Here is a 14,523-nt window from a genome sequence, read left to right as displayed (position 1 = left end):
CATGGCCATTCAATCTCTCGGAGATCTCGCGACCAGTACCCTTTTCCGGAGTCAGAATGCCTCGCTGAAGGCAGAAATGGAGACATTGGTCCAAGAGCTCGCCAGCGGACAGGTTGCTATCCGCGACACGGCGCTTGGTGGCAGCTATCGGGCCATCTCCGGGATCGAGTCCTCGTTGACACGTCTGGATGCCTTCGATCTTGCCGCCACCGAGGCTGAGGGTTTTGCAAGCGCCGTACAGACGGCGCTCGGGGACATTCAGGAAACCACGCAGGATCTTTCAATCGACCTACTGTCAGCGGGCACGTCTGCCACACCGGCCCAGGCACAGGCGGTCTCAATTGCAGCCGCGCAGGATTTCGAAGCCATCGTCTCGCGAATGAATACGAACTACGCAGGCCGGTTCGTGTTTGGTGGCGTTTCCACCGATACGCCACCGCTTTCGGATGCCTCCGAAATGCTCGAAGCGCTGGAAATCGCCGTGTCGGGCGAAACGACAGCCGCCGGTGTTGCCAGTGTCGTCGAAGCTTCGTTTGCCACAGGCGGTGCATTCGAGACGACACCTTACTATCAGGGATCGTCGCAGGCGCTCGCGCCAATGTCTGTCGCATCCGACAGGAGCGTTTCGATTGAAACCACCGCGGCGGATGAAGAAATCCGAGACACACTTGCAGGCGTCGCCCTGGCTGTTCTGATCGTGTCCCCGGCGCTTTCCCTGTCATCGGACGAACAAAAATCTCTTGCGAACTTGGCTGGAGAAAAGTTGCTGAATACCAACGAGGACCTTCTGCTGACCCGTTCGGAGATCGGAGCCATTCAAGAAACGATCGAAGACGCCCAAAGCGAGTCACAATCGGAACGGAGCGCGCTTGACCTCGCATTGGCCGAACTGCTGACCGCCGATCCCTACGACCGGGCGACCCAACTCCAGCAAGTCGAATCCCAGATCGAGATGCTTTACGCGCTCACCGTAAGAACCGCCAATCTCAGCTTGTCCAATTACCTGTAATGAAAAATCTCCTTCTCGCAATTCTTCTCCTGTTCGCATTCGCACACATCGGTCAAGCGGGTCCGGTTCGGATCAAGGACCTTGTGGAATTCGATGGAGTTCGCGGCAACGATCTGGTCGGTTACGGACTAGTGGTCGGACTTCACGGAACGGGCGACGGCATTCGAAATGCGCCTTTCACGGAGGAAATTCTCTCCAACATGCTGGAACGTCTGGGCGTGAACGTGACAGGCGAACAGTTCCGGCCGAAAAACGTGGCCGCCGTCTTCGTCACCGCAACCCTTCCCGCATTCGCGCGATCCGGGAGCCGGATCGATGTGTCCGTCTCGGCCATCGGCGACGCCAAGAGCCTGATGGGCGGGACGCTCGTTATGACCCCGATGACCGCTGCCGATGGTCAGATCTACGCAGTTGCGCAGGGTGCAGTGTTGTCCGGAGGCGTGTCCGCCGAGGCGGATGCCTCATCGGTCGTCACAGGGGTTCCAACTTCCGGCGTCATTCCCGCGGGCGGCAGGATCGAGAGGGAGATCGATTTTGATTTCAGCTCGCTTCAATCCTTGCGCCTCGCCTTGCGCGTCCCTGATTTCACCACCGCGGGACGGATAGAAACCGCGATCAATCGCTTCTTCGGCAGACAAGTCGCGCTGATGCTCGATTCGGGGACCGTCGAGCTGGATATAGCCGCAACGCGCAGTGGCTCACCGGCCAGAGCGATCGGCAAGATCGAAAATCTCACGGTGGAGCCTGAAAGAAAGGCGCGCGTGGTTGTGGATCAACGTTCAGGAACCATCGTCATGGGGGACGATGTCCGCATATCGCGTGTCGCGGTGTCACAGGGAAACCTGACGCTTCGGATCGACGAGACACCGATTGCTATCCAACCGAACCCGTTCTCTCCGGGAGAGACCGTTGTTGTGCCCCGGTCGTCAGCGCAGATCGACGAGGAGCCGGGAATCGGCTTGGCCGAAGTGGATGGCGGCACGTCGCTTGCCGAAGTGGTTGCCGGGCTCAATGCGCTTGGAGTCGCGCCGCGCGACTTGATTGACATACTCAAAAGCATCAAGGCGGCAGGGGCGCTGCACGCGGAATTCGTTGTCCAATGACCACGGAAATCCGCGTTTTCAGGCCTTTGCGCCTTTTTTTCCCGATCCCAGCATGGCGGCCTGACGGGTGTCCAGTGGCCAGCGTGGGCGCGCCGAAAGGGTAAGATCGTCGGTTTCGCCCCGCCTGAAGCGCTCTATTCCGGCCCAGGCAATCATGCCCGCATTGTCGGTGCACAGTGCTAACGGCGGCGCGACGAAACCGGTTCCTTGCTCTGTGCAGACTGCTTCGAGCCGAGCACGGATCAGGTTATTCGCAGCCACCCCACCTGCCACGGCCATCATCGGCACCGGCGGGTTCAGGGCAAGATACGCGGCTAGCGCACGTCGGCTTTTCTCGGCGAGCACATCGGCAACAGCCGCCTGAAAGCTCGCGCAAAGATCCGCGCGATCCTGTTCGCGCAGCCCCTGCTCTCGCTTGATACAGGCGTCCCTGGCGCGCAGAAGCGCTGTTTTCAGGCCGGAGAAGGACATGTCGCATCCCGGCCTGTCCAGAAGCGGACGTGGAAATGGAAACCGTTTCGAGTTACCCGCAACGGCGGCCTGCTCCACCTCCGGACCGCCGGGTTGTTCAAGCCCGAGAAGACGTGCGGTCTTGTCGAAGGCTTCCCCGGGAGCATCGTCAATCGTGCCGCCAAGACGGTGGAACCTGTCAGGCGATTCGACGATGAGAAACTGGCAATGGCCACCGGACACAAGCAGCATCAGGTAGGGGAAACCCAGCCCATCGGTGAGGCGCGGCGTCAAAGCATGGCCTGCCAGATGGTTGACCCCTACCAGCGGCAGGCCGGCCCCCGCAGCGAGCCCCTTGGCACACATCACCCCGGACAGCACGCCGCCGATCAGCCCCGGACCCGCGGTGACCGCAATTGCATCCAGCTCCTTCAAGGTTACCCTGGCATCCCGCAGAGCGGCTTCGACCATCAGATCCAGCTTCTCGGCATGCGCCCTAGCGGCAATTTCCGGCACGACCCCGCCGAAAGCAGCATGAAGTTCGGTCTGGCCGGAGACAACATTCGACAGGATTTCTCCGCCCGTTTCTTTGCGCCATCGTACGACGGCGGCAGATGTATCGTCGCAGCTGCTCTCGATTCCGAGCACAGTCAGTTGATTTGGAGTGTCCGGGCGTTGCACGAGATACGATCCGACGGTTAGGAATGTCCTGCCCAGATAGTTGGAATGGCCGGTAAAGTGAACCTTCGCGACACGACCCTCCTGTTGACGCGGCCGGAACCGGCCTCCCGGCGCTTTTCCCGTCAGGTCGAAGAGGTAATCGGGATCTTCGCGAAGACCCTGATTGCACCACTTTTCGAAATTGTTCCCCTGGAAATCGTGTCTCCGCCCGGGTTGAACGAGGAAATCGCCTTTACGTCGGAAAATGGCGTTCGCGCCTTGTCGCTGCATCAGGAAGCGGGAGGCCGGGCGGCCTGGTGCGTTGGCGCCAGAACGGCCGAAAGGGCACAAGCAGAAGGTTATTCCGTCAGAACCACGAAACCGACGGTGAAATCCCTGACCGAGGCTCTGATCGAAGATCCCTCGGTCACCGCGATCGTCCACGTCACCGGGCAGCACAGGCGCGGAGACCTCGCCGAGACGTTGCGCGAGGCCGGTCGGGAGGCGCGAACGCTGATCGTCTACGATCAGCGAGCACTGCCACTGCGATCAGAAATCCACAACATATTGAAAAAACAAACGGATATCGTCGCACCGGTCTTTTCGCCGCGCTCCGCCGATTTGCTTGCGGGGGCTGTGGAGCACCGGAAAGCGCGTATCCACCTTGTAGCTATCAGCGACGCCACGGCCATGGCATGGTCATCGCGGCCGGGCGAAAATGTTCTGATCGCGCCCTCGCCGGATGCCGCGGGCATCCTGTCCGCGATGGGCAGTCTGTTTGACGCATACCCCTCCGCTTGAGGCAGGGGTCGCGCCAAGCTAAGTTCATGCCGGATAACCGTCAGGCACATTGCCGAGATTCGGGGGGTAATTTTCAGTGGTTGATACGAAAAAGTCCGATGCGGCGTCCGAGGAAACGGAACGGCCCGACGAAAACATCTTAGAAGAAGCGCAAACCACCGACGAGGCGCTGGATTCAGAAAACGTTGTTTCCGATGAAACGACGATAGAGGAACCCGGCGCGGTCGAAGACGCGGAGATCGTCGAGGGTGCTGTCGAAGAGGCTTCCGAATTCGAGCCTGAGCCGACCGAAGAAGCCGAGGCGCAGGACAATCCTGATAACGAAGGGATGGAATCCGAAGAGCTGGCGGAACCAGAGGATCCGCAGGATGTCGCCGACCTCGAAACCATGGACGGTGTCGACTATGCGGAAACGCCTGCTGACGCCGAAGAGGCCCCTGAAGGCACGACCGAACCGGAACCGCCGGTAACAGAGGCGCCGCGCACCATCGAGAAAGAAACCGTGGTCGTGGAGCGCAGAGGCGCCATTGTACCCGGCTTCCTCGGCGGGGCTCTCGCGGCGGCGGGCCTTCTCTTTGCCGCGCCCTACGTCGTGCCCGCGAAATTCATGCCGGCCAATCCCGAAGTGCAGGCGACATTGCAGAGCCAGGGCGAAACCATCGCCGCGCTGCAGGCGGAAATCGGCATGCTTGAAGGCAAGCTCGCAGAGACCGCGTCTTCCAGCGCGCTCGATACCCTGAAGGGCGAATCGCAGGAGATTCTCGCCGCGCTCGACAAGTTGGCGGCCGGGATCGCCAGCGGAGACGCCTTGAGCAACGTGACATCGCAGATCACCGCATTGGCGGACCGGATGGGGATCCTCGAGAAGCGTCCGCTCGACGACTCACCCGATCCGGCCTCGATCGCCGCCGTCGAAGCCTATGGGCGGGAACTCGCCCAACTGCGCGAGACCGTCACAGCCCAGATGGCCGCCGCGGACGAGTTGGTGAAATCCGCCGCAGCCGCGGCCGAAAAGGCCGTGCGAGAAGCGCTCGATGCTTCCAGCGAAGCCATGGCCGACGCGGAATCCGTCGAAGAAGCCGCCCGGGAAAAGGCCCTTCGCGCCGCCCAAGCGCAGGCATTGGTCGATATCCAGGCCGCGCTGGAAAGCGGGAACCCATTCGCAGGCGCTCTGCCGATGCTGGACGGGATCGATATTCCCGCAGCGCTGGAAGCCGCGGCTGCCGATGGCGTCTCAACGCTGCCGGAATTGCAGAAGGCCTATACCGCTGCCGCGCGTCAGGCACTCTCGGTTTCCCGGAGCGAAACAACTCCGGAAACGCCCGCTGCGCGCGCATCGACCTGGCTTCAGAACCAGCTCGGCGTTCGCTCTCTTGCTCCGTCGGATGGCGATGATCCGGACGCTGTGCTGAGCCGGGCCGAGGCCGCGCTCTCCGAAGCGCGCCTTGCGGATGCCATTGCCGAATTGTCAGCGCTGCCCGAAGGCGGCCAACAGATAATGGCCGACTGGATAGCGCTCGCCGCTGCCCGGGCCGAGGCGCTTGCCGCCGCAAATGAACTCGCCGCCAGCCTGGCCACCAACTGAGGACACCCGTGATGCTTTGGTCTCTGATAAAGATTCTGTTGTTTGTCGCGGTGGTCGCGGCCCTGACCGTGGGCGCCGGCTACGTGATGGAAAATGGCCCGTCCGTGGTGATCGCGATCAGCGGGTACAAGGAGGTCGAGCTTGAACCACTTCCGGCGGTGCTGGTCGCCCTTGCGGTTGTCGGCATTCTCTATGTCGCCTTCAAGCTGCTCAGCCTGCTCTACGCGTTCCTGAAGTTCCTGCTCGGCGACGAAACCGCGTTGTCGCGCTATTTCGACCGGAACCGGGAACGTCGTGGTTACCGGGCCATGAACGAGGCCCTGATGGCGCTGGCAAGCGGCGAAGGCCGGCAGGCGCTGACCAAGGTCTCCAAGGCCGAAAAACTGCTGGAATCGCCGGAAGTGACCTGTGTGATCACCGCCCAGGCGGCCGAGATGATCGGTGACCAGAAGCTGGCCGAGGATGCCTACAAGAAGCTGCTGAAGGACGACAAAACGCGCTTTGTCGGTATCCGGGGCATCATGAAGCAGAAGCTGGCCGAGGGCGACACCGACACGGCGCTCAAGCTGGCCGAGAAGGCTTATGCGCTCAAGCCCAAGCATGAGGAAGTGCAGGATACGCTGCTGAAGCTCCAGGCCGAGCACCACGACTGGCGTGGTGCCCGCAAGACGCTTGGCACCAAGCTGCGCACCGGCACCCTGCCCCGCGATGTCCACCGTCGCCGCGACGCCGTGCTGGCGCTGTCGGAAGCCAAGGACGTGCTTGATGCCGGCAAGTCCATCGAGTCCCGCGAGGCGGCCATCGAGGCCAACAAGCTCTCGCCCGACCTGGTGCCTGCCTCGATCATGGCCGCACGCAGCTATATCGAGAAGGGCAAGCCGCGCCTGGCAACCCGCGTGCTCAAGAAGACCTGGGAATCGCAACCGCATCCGGAGCTGGCCGTTGCCTTTGCCGAGATCGCGCCCGACGAGGACCCGAAGGCGCGTCTGAAGCGGTTCGGCGAGCTGACCAAGATCAAGCCGGATCATCCGGAAACCAAGATGCTTCTGGCCGAACTCAACATCGCCGCCGAGGATTTCCCCTCCGCGCGTCGTGCCCTCGGCGATCTTCCGACAAGCGATCCCACAGCACGGTCTCTCTCGATCATGGCCGCAATCGAACGCGGCGAGGGCGGGGACGATGCGGTTGTGCGCGGTTGGCTGGCCAAGGCCGTGATCGCGCCACGCGGGCCGCAATGGGTTTGCGAGAGCTGCCAGAATACCGAGCCGACATGGACACCGGTCTGCTCCAATTGCGGCGGCTTCGACACGCTGAGCTGGCGCGAGCTGGCAAAAACGGAACTGGCGATGCCCACAGGCAGCGAAATGCTTCCGCTCGTCGTCGGGAAAACGCCCGGGCCTGAAGCACCGATCGAACCGGCGGTCGAAGACGTGGTGGAGGCCGAAGAAAGCACTGCGCCCGAGGCCGAGATCGCAACGGAGGAAACAGGCGACACCGTCACGCTCGAAGCCTCGGAAGTTGAGAAAAAATAGGGTTCATCAACTCTATCGGGAAGCTTGCGGGCTTCCCGAACAGTTTCGCCGACGCCGTTTCCCGCTCTATCCGAAATCTTCGGAATTTCCTTCGGAACGCTGTCAATTCCGAGATTGACCTTGCCGGTTCGAGGGATTATTGGGCCTGAGATCGAAGCTGGAAGCAGCTTTGAAGCGCCAATGTGACGGGCTTCATCTCGACACGACGCGCTGGATGGTGGATCCGATACGGTTCTGCCGCCGAAAAGGTCGCCGCTGTAGCTCAGCTGGTAGAGCACGTCATTCGTAATGATGGGGTCGGGGGTTCGAGTCCCTTCAGCGGCACCACCTTTTCAAACAAATTGAACTACTTATCTGGTTTCAGTTTGTTCCGGAAATGTAGCCCATACCCAGAACATCCAAAACGTTCACAGTTGAAAGTGTGAACGCTCTGAAAAAACGTCTGTGACAAGTTCCTGAGTTCCTCAGTTGGGTCCAGGCCTCCCCAACGATACGAGTGGTCTCGTCGCACTCTACCTGCTCGTCTGTCCTCGTGTCCACTCACCACCATGACTTGAACTTGGGTGAAGCTTCTCCACGCGACCTCAGCTAACCGCCAACGCCTCCGTAGCCGACACAAGGGGGCGCCCAGGTGCGAACTGACTACGTCGTGACCCCAGGAGTTACCGAAAGATGAAACCGACCATTCTCCAGATGGGCGCCTATCCCGAATGGGACGAGGTCCCGCTGCAAGAGACCTACGATGTCCGGCGGTATTTCGAAGCGAAATACAAGGACGACTTCCTCGCCAAATGTGGCGGGAATATCCGCGCAATCGCGACGCGGGGCGAGCTTGGGGCGAGCCGGAACATCATCGAGGCCTGCCCGAATCTCGAGATCATCTCCATCTACGGGGTCGGTTTCGATGCCGTAGATCTCGACGCCTGCCGGGAACGCGGCATCCGGGTCACCAATACTCCGGACGTTCTGACCGGAGACGTGGCCGATCTTGGCGTCGCCATGATGCTTTGCCTGTCGCGCGGTATGATCGGCGCCGAAGAGTGGGTGCGTGGCGGAAACTGGGCAAAACAGGGAAACTACCCGCTGAAACGCCGGGTCTGGGGCTGCCACGCGGGCGTGCTGGGCCTTGGCCGGATCGGTTTCGAGGTTGCCCGGCGCCTTCAGGGCTTCGGCATGGAGATCGCCTATTCCGATATTGCCGAAAAACCCGAGGCAGGGGGCTGGGCCTTCGAGCCGGACCCGGTCGCACTGGCGACGCGGTCCGACTTCCTGTTCGTGACACTCGCCGCCTCGGCTGCGACCCGTCACATCGTGAATGCCGAAGTGATAGAGGCACTCGGATCGGACGGGATGATCATCAATGTCTCGCGGGCATCCAATATCGACGAAAAGGCTCTTCTCGACGCTCTCGAAGCGGGCCGCCTGGGCGCCGCCGCGCTCGATGTCTTCGAGAATTCACCCGCGCTGGATCCGCGCTTCCTGGCTTTGGACAACGTCTTGCTCCAGCCGCATCACGCCTCCGGAACGTTGGAAACCCGCAAGGCGATGGGCGAACTCGTCCGTTCCAACCTCGCCGCGCATTTCGCGGGCCTGGAACTTCCGACACCGGTTCTCTGAGGTCGGTCCGATTTCACCTGCCCGGCCTCCGCTTGGGTCGCAGGTGCAAGGGCGGAGCCGACTGTTCTCCCCGGCTCCGCCCGCCCTTTTTCGGAGGGTAGCGCCCTCCATTCTGCACAATGCGCCGCGCAGATTTTTTCGCCGGCGCGAAGGAAACGGAGAAAAAAGTGGGTAACTTCCTGTCGGATGTCGATGCCATGTTCGAGGCTGTCGCCGGTCCTCTCGGCCTTCCCGAGGGGCTGGCGGAAAAGATCCGCGTCTGTAACGCGACCTATGCAACGCGCTTCGGTGTTCGCCTGAGAGGTCGAATGTACACCTTCGAGGGCTGGCGCGCGGTGCATTCCACCCAGCACAACCCTGCTAAGGGCGGCATCCGCTACTCCGCCGATTCCAATCAGCAGGAGGTTGAGGCGCTGGCGGCGCTGATGACTTACAAATGCGCTCTTCTGGGTCTGCCCTTCGGTGGTTCCAAGGGTGCGCTCGTGATCGATCCGCGCGACTGGGAGGAGCATGAGCTGGAAAAGATCACCCGCCGTTTCGCACAGGAACTGATCCGGCACGGCTTCCTGAGTTCCGGCATGAATGTTCCGGCGCCCGACATGGGAACCAACGAGCAGACGATGATGTGGATCGCCGACGAATACCGCCGGCTGAAGCCCGACGACATCAACGGCATGGCCTGCGTCACCGGGAAACCGCTGGGCGGAAACGGGATCGAGGGGCGCACAGAGGCGACGGGCCGCGGTGTCCAATATGCCGTGCAGGCCTTTTTCGAGACGCGTTGCGATGCGAGGAAGGCCGGCTTCGCGGGCGGCGCGTGGTTGTGCAAGGGCTCGGAAATGTTGGCTACCACGCGGCAAAGTTCCTCTCCGGCGAGGATGGATGCCTGGTGACGGCCGTGATCGAGCGCGACGGCGTGATCCGCAATCCCGACGGTCTCGATATTGACGCGCTCCGGGCCCATATCGCCGGAACCGGTGGCGTGGCCGGGTACGCCGGCGGCCGCCATGATCCCGACGGTGCCGCTGCGCTGGCGGACGATTGCGACATCCTCATTCCCGCCGCGGTCGAAAGCGTCTTGAACTCGGAAAACGCGAATAGCATTCGCGCGCCGCTCATCGTCGAGGCCGCCAACGGACCGACAACCTATCAGGCGGACCGGCGGCTGCGCGAGAGGGGCAAGGTCATCATCCCGGATCTCTTCGCCAATGCCGGTGGCGTGGTCGTCAGCTATTTCGAATGGGTCAAGAACCTGACCCATATCCCCTTCGGGTTGATGGAACGGCGTTATGACGAGAAGGGCCACCAGACGCTTGCCCGGTCGCTCGAGTTGATGACTGGCAAGAGTTTTCCCAAGGAGACCGAAGCCGAGTTCCTGCATGGCAGACGCGAAATCGACCTGGTGCGATCCGGACTCGACGACATGATGCGTTCAACCTACGCCGAATTGCCGCGCCGCTGGAACGACCCCGATGATGCTGCGGAAGACCTGCGTTCAGCAGGCTACGCCGTCGCAATTGGCAGGATTGCGGAAGCCTATAAGGCAATTGGCATCTGACGCATATGACGTCGGCGTCCGACGTGGTCAGGCTCGGTAACTGGTGATTCCGCGCTGCCGCCACGTTTGACCGGCGTGAATTCGTGGCTGCCCGATGCCGGCTTTTCGCGCTACCGCTGCTTGCGGCGAGTTGCCGTGACAACGCCCCGTCGACGGACTGCTAGCATTGGCCACGGCATTGAGTCCGACCGCGAGAACGGTGCGCCAGATCGCGCGCCAATCTGATCGAGCCACCAGTGACAAGTCAGGTTGTCATGATGCTCTCTCCTTTTTCAGATGCGTGCGCATGGTGGTCTGTTGTGCTCAACGCTCCTGACTCGTCGGGCGAAACAGGATCTCGTTGATATCCACCTCCGCCGGCTGACTGAGGGCGAAGATCACCGAGCGGGCAAAGCTCGATGCCGGAATTGCATACTGATCATAGAGTCCGACGACCGCCTCATGCACGCCCTCTGCCTTCACCGAACCTGGAAGCTCGGTATCGACCGCGCCCGGAGAGAGAATGGTCGTGCGCAGCGGTCCATGCCCCTTGACCTCTTGACGCAGCGACTCGGCGATGGCGCGCACGCCAAACTTGGTCGCGCAATAGACCGCGCCCACGGGGTTGACCACGTGGCCTGCGACAGACGAGACGAAGAGGTTCTGACCATAGCCCTGTTCTTGCATGATCGGCAGCACGGCACCGATACCGTAGAGCACGCCCTTGAGGTTCACGTCGATGCACCGGTCCCATTCGTCGGTGCGCTTCATTGCCAGTGGGGCGAGAGGCATGACGCCGGCATTGTGCAGCATGGCGTCGATCTTGCCCCATTTCGCCCTGGCGTCGGTGACGAAGGCTTCGACCGCCTCGCGGTTGGTCACATCGCCCTCGAAAGCCGACGCGTTTTCGACGCCTAGTTCCGCCACCAGTGCATTTAGCTTGTCCAACCGTCGCGCGCCGAGCGCGACCTTGGCGCCGGACGCAACCAGGTGACGCGCCGTTTCTTCGCCAAGACCCGAGCTCGCTCCGGTGATGACGACAACCTTGTCCTTGATGTTTTCGGTCATTTCATAGCTCTTTGTTGGGTACTGTTTCAAATTCGTAGGCGGTCCCGGGAGGGCTGAAGCGTCAACCGGGGCGCGGCGCTTCGACTCCGGTTCCGGCGAGAACGCCCTCGGGAAGGCGAGCGCCCTGGATTCGGATAGCGGCTACCTCCGCATTCAGTTGCGTCAATTCTTCCTCAGTGAAGGTCACCTCCGCCGTGCGGATGTTTTCATCGAGGTGATCGGGGTTCGTCGTGCCGGGGATCGGTACGATCATCGGCGCCTGCGCGAGCAACCAGGCAAGCGCAATCTGGGCAGGTGTCGCCGATTTGCGCGCGGCCCAATCCGTGACAACGCCAAACAACGCCATGTTCGGGCCAAGGTTCTCCGGCGCAAACCGGGGAACCACCGCACGGAAATCACCTTGCGGGAAGCGGCTGGCTGCGTCGATCTTGCCCGAAAAGAACCCCATGCCGAGAGGACTCCAGCAGACGAAGCCGATCCCCAACTCCTGGCACAGCGGCAGCACCTCGGCTTCGGCCCCACGCCAGAGCATCGAATATTCGTTCTGAATGACCGACAGGGGTTGTTCGGCATGGGCACGACGGATGGTGCCGAGGCCCGGCTCCGAAAGCCCCCAGTTCAGGACCTTGCCTTCGGACATCAGCTCTCCGATCACGCCAGCGACCTTCTCGATCGGTACCTGCGGGTCGACGCGATGCTGTAACAGGATATCGATCCTGTCTGTGCCAAGGCGTCGCAGCATCGCCTCGACCGCGCGGCGGATATGGTCGGGGCGGCTGTTGGTTCCGCCCAGCTGTTCGCCGGTGTCCGCGTCGATATCGAAGCCGAATTTCGTCTCGATCACCGCGCTGTCGCGAACGTCTTTCAGTGCCGCTCCGACGATCTCTTCGGACACGTGGGGGCCATACGGGAGCGGCATCGGTGCGTGGCATCTCGGGCTCCTGTCTGAAGTCGGTCGTCATGGTGACAAACTAAGGGCAGTGCTTCCGACGGATTAGCCGCCTTTCCCCTCTAACCGGGATAAGCTGAGCGCATTAATCCGAGTTCGTTCGCAGACCAGACCTTTCACGGCGATCAAGATCCCGGACGTACGCGCGGTGATCTCCTATGAACCCGGCAGCGGCTACGTCTTCCCCGAGGACGAAATGCCCGGGCCAATGACCGGCGCCGCCGGCACGCTGGAACCCGTGGCCATGTCGGCCGAGGATTTCGACAAGCTGACGCGGATCCCGATCATCGTCTATTACGGCGACAACATCCCCGAAGAGCCGACCGAGGATTTTGGCCTGGACAACTGGCGCACCCGTCTGGCCATGACGCGGCTTTAGGTCGATGCGATCAACCAACATGGCGGTGACACGACGCTCGTTCACCTGCCTGAAGAGGGGATCGCCGGGAACACCCACTTCATCTTCTTGGACAGGAACAACGCCAAGATCGCCGACCTGGCGGCTGCCTGGATCGAGGAGAAGGGGCTTGACGGTCTGGCCGAGTGAGTTCCGGCCTACACGGCCGCCGGGTGGTGCAGGCGATTACTCCGACCGATGGCGCAGGAGATCGAGCAGCAGCCGGAAAGCCGGGCTCATCTGGCGGCGGTTGGGGTAATACAGGTGGTAGCCCTCCCAGGTTGGCCACCAGTCTTCCAGGACGGGCATCAGCCGTCCATCGGCCAGATATGGCTCGGCGCGATCGAGGGGCAGGTAACCGATGCCGATCCCCTCCAGGGCCGCGGACAGTCGCAGTGGCAGATTGTTGAACGTTACAGGCCCTTCGACCCGCACCCGGGTTTCCTGACCATCCTTTTCCAGTTCCCAGGGGAACACGGCTTTATGCGTCGGCAGGCGGGTGTTGATGCACCGATGTTGGGTCAGGTCTTCAGGCATTTCCGGTGCCGGATGATCCGCAAGATATTCGGGCGTGGCGACCATGCACATGCGGATATCGGCGCTGATCCGGACCGCGATCATGTCCTTGGCGACCTGTTGACCAAGCCGCACCCCCGCATCGAACCCCTCGGCCACGATGTCGATCATGCCCCCGTCCACCCCGATTTCAACGGAGATATCCGGGTATTCCGCAAGGAACCCGGCCAACTTCGGCTGCAGTACCGAGATTGCCGGATGTTCGCCCGCGCTGATCCGGATCGTTCCACGCGGGCTGTGCCGGACCGTGTTCAGCTCCTCCAGCGCGTCTTCCATCTCGTCGAACTGAGGACCAAGGCGCGACAGCAGGCGCTCGCCGGCCTCCGTCGGCGAGACGCTACGGGTCGATCGTGCCAGCAGGCGGACCCCGAGGGACTCCTCCAGGTTTTTCACCGTTTGCGACAGCGCCGATTGTGACATGCCCAGATGCGCCGCCGCACGCGTGAAGCTGCGGTGCCGGGCCACCACGGTGAAGGCATAGAGCTCGTTGAAGGCGCGCCGCATTGATTATGTTATTCTGCTTATGTTGGCATTCATTTATATCCACCTAATCGATGAAATGGAATTGGCCTAGATCAGGGGCAGGCCCGATGCGGGCAAATGCAACACCTTCGGGTCTCACCATGATACTGACACCCCCCACGCACAGAGAGGTGGTCCTGGCGCTCATCGTACTGAGCTGTGCCATGATCGTTCTCGATATTTCCATAATGCTCACCGCGCTTCCGAGACTACAGGCGGATCTCGGCTTTACCAATGCAGGCCTGTCCTGGGTTTCCAGCATCTACACGCTGTTCTTCGGCGGGTTCCTCCTGCTGGGCGGCAAGCTGGGGGACCTCTTCGGTCGCCGTCGCATGTACATGCTTGGCCTCGCGATCTTTGCGCTGGCCTCGCTTGCGATTGGCGCGGCGCAGAGTGCAGGCTTCATTATCGCGGCGCGTGCTGTGCAGGGGCTGGGGGCAGCGATGGCGCCGTTGACCTCCGTCGGGGTCGCGGCCGTGGAACCCCGCGATGTTGGGGCGGCCTCCGGCACCGTGAATGTGGCGCACCAGATGGGGTCATCCCTTGGTCTTGCATTGCTTGTGGCGCTGGCCGCTCTGACCTCGACTGCGGGCAATTCGGCCGCAGCCATCGCCGAGCGCACGTCGCATGCCCTGATGGGTGGCGCGTTTCTGGTGGCGCTGGCGATCGTATCCAAATTGTTCATCCTGCGGCGTCCCGCCTGAGCGCCCGAAAGAA

At 61.8% G+C, this 14,523-nt stretch carries 14 protein-coding genes and 1 tRNA gene; 11 read left to right on the top strand and 4 right to left on the bottom strand.

Annotated elements, in window-relative coordinates:
• Nucleotide 1 precedes the first annotated feature (1 nt).
• The gene (locus tag BLR85_RS07760) at nucleotides 2–1,009 is read left to right on the top strand and encodes a flagellin (RefSeq protein WP_093153055.1); all 1,008 of its coding nucleotides are present in this window, start codon (nucleotides 2–4) and stop codon (nucleotides 1,007–1,009) included.
• Entirely contained in the window at nucleotides 1,009–2,112 is a 1,104-nt protein-coding gene (locus BLR85_RS07755; protein ID WP_093153051.1) for a flagellar basal body P-ring protein FlgI, read from the top strand. The genes BLR85_RS07760 and BLR85_RS07755 overlap by 1 nt, the downstream gene beginning before the upstream one ends.
• Nucleotides 2,113–2,130: 18 nt before the next feature.
• On the opposite strand, the gene tsaD is transcribed toward BLR85_RS07755, so the two are convergent.
• Nucleotides 2,131–3,243 carry a tRNA (adenosine(37)-N6)-threonylcarbamoyltransferase complex transferase subunit TsaD gene (gene tsaD / locus BLR85_RS07750; protein WP_093153046.1) on the bottom strand — a complete coding sequence of 371 codons (1,113 nt, stop codon included), beginning with the start codon at nucleotides 3,241–3,243 and terminating at the stop codon, nucleotides 2,131–2,133.
• 45 nt (nucleotides 3,244–3,288) lie between these two features.
• On the opposite strand from tsaD, the gene BLR85_RS29780 reads away from it, so the two are divergent.
• The 7 genes from BLR85_RS29780 to BLR85_RS30345 all read left to right on the top strand — a co-directional run bounded on the left by BLR85_RS29780 (nucleotide 3,289) and on the right by BLR85_RS30345 (nucleotide 10,315).
• Nucleotides 3,289–4,023: a uroporphyrinogen-III synthase gene (locus BLR85_RS29780; protein ID WP_093153041.1), complete on the top strand. Its 735-nt coding sequence runs from the start codon at nucleotides 3,289–3,291 to the stop codon at nucleotides 4,021–4,023.
• Nucleotides 4,024–4,099: 76 nt separating this feature from the next.
• Nucleotides 4,100–5,608 carry a COG4223 family protein gene (locus BLR85_RS07740; RefSeq protein WP_093153038.1) on the top strand — a complete coding sequence of 503 codons (1,509 nt, stop codon included), beginning with the start codon at nucleotides 4,100–4,102 and terminating at the stop codon, nucleotides 5,606–5,608.
• Nucleotides 5,609–5,619: 11 nt separating this feature from the next.
• The gene (locus tag BLR85_RS07735) at nucleotides 5,620–7,140 is read left to right on the top strand and encodes a heme biosynthesis protein HemY (RefSeq protein WP_093153034.1); all 1,521 of its coding nucleotides are present in this window, start codon (nucleotides 5,620–5,622) and stop codon (nucleotides 7,138–7,140) included.
• Between the two features lie 251 nt (nucleotides 7,141–7,391).
• Nucleotides 7,392–7,467: transfer RNA gene (locus tag BLR85_RS07730), tRNA-Thr, on the top strand.
• 345 nt (nucleotides 7,468–7,812) lie between these two features.
• Complete coding sequence (locus BLR85_RS07725; RefSeq protein ID WP_093153029.1) at nucleotides 7,813–8,757, top strand: 2-hydroxyacid dehydrogenase; 945 nt, start codon at nucleotides 7,813–7,815, stop codon at nucleotides 8,755–8,757.
• Between the two features lie 167 nt (nucleotides 8,758–8,924).
• Nucleotides 8,925–9,650, top strand: a complete 726-nt coding sequence (locus BLR85_RS30350) for a Glu/Leu/Phe/Val family dehydrogenase (RefSeq protein ID WP_342028777.1) — start codon at nucleotides 8,925–8,927, stop codon at nucleotides 9,648–9,650.
• On the top strand, nucleotides 9,575–10,315 hold the full coding sequence (locus BLR85_RS30345) for a Rossmann-fold NAD(P)-binding domain-containing protein (protein ID WP_342028778.1): 741 nt from the start codon (nucleotides 9,575–9,577) through the stop codon (nucleotides 10,313–10,315). The genes BLR85_RS30350 and BLR85_RS30345 overlap by 76 nt, the downstream gene beginning before the upstream one ends.
• A 303-nt stretch (nucleotides 10,316–10,618) precedes the next feature.
• Here BLR85_RS30345 and BLR85_RS07715 read toward each other — a convergent pair whose 3' ends face one another.
• Nucleotides 10,619–11,362, bottom strand: coding sequence for an SDR family oxidoreductase (locus BLR85_RS07715; protein ID WP_093153024.1), 744 nt, complete (start codon nucleotides 11,360–11,362; stop codon nucleotides 10,619–10,621).
• A 61-nt stretch (nucleotides 11,363–11,423) separates the two neighbouring features.
• On the bottom strand, nucleotides 11,424–12,257 hold the full coding sequence (locus BLR85_RS07710) for an aldo/keto reductase (protein WP_244520648.1): 834 nt from the start codon (nucleotides 12,255–12,257) through the stop codon (nucleotides 11,424–11,426).
• A gap of 202 nt (nucleotides 12,258–12,459) precedes the next feature.
• Here BLR85_RS07710 and BLR85_RS07705 point away from each other — a divergent pair, with 202 nt between their 5' ends.
• Complete coding sequence (locus BLR85_RS07705; protein WP_093153015.1) at nucleotides 12,460–12,690, top strand: alpha/beta hydrolase family protein; 231 nt, start codon at nucleotides 12,460–12,462, stop codon at nucleotides 12,688–12,690.
• 204 nt (nucleotides 12,691–12,894) lie between these two features.
• On the opposite strand, the gene BLR85_RS07700 is transcribed toward BLR85_RS07705, so the two are convergent.
• A complete protein-coding gene (locus BLR85_RS07700) occupies nucleotides 12,895–13,788 on the bottom strand; it encodes a LysR family transcriptional regulator (RefSeq protein WP_093153010.1) in 894 nt (297 codons plus the stop codon).
• Nucleotides 13,789–13,907: 119 nt separating this feature from the next.
• Between BLR85_RS07700 and BLR85_RS07695 the strand changes: the two genes are divergently transcribed.
• Nucleotides 13,908–14,510: an MFS transporter gene (locus BLR85_RS07695; protein ID WP_093153007.1), complete on the top strand. Its 603-nt coding sequence runs from the start codon at nucleotides 13,908–13,910 to the stop codon at nucleotides 14,508–14,510.
• The last annotated feature ends 13 nt before the right edge of the window (nucleotides 14,511–14,523 follow it).

Origin of the sequence: Aliiruegeria lutimaris, from assembly GCF_900099935.1 — a bacterium.
GTDB classification, from domain to species: Bacteria; Pseudomonadota; Alphaproteobacteria; order Rhodobacterales; family Rhodobacteraceae; genus Tropicimonas; species Tropicimonas lutimaris.
The sequence above is the reverse complement of the archived record's forward strand: the minus strand, read 5'-3'. Positions and strand labels throughout refer to the sequence as shown.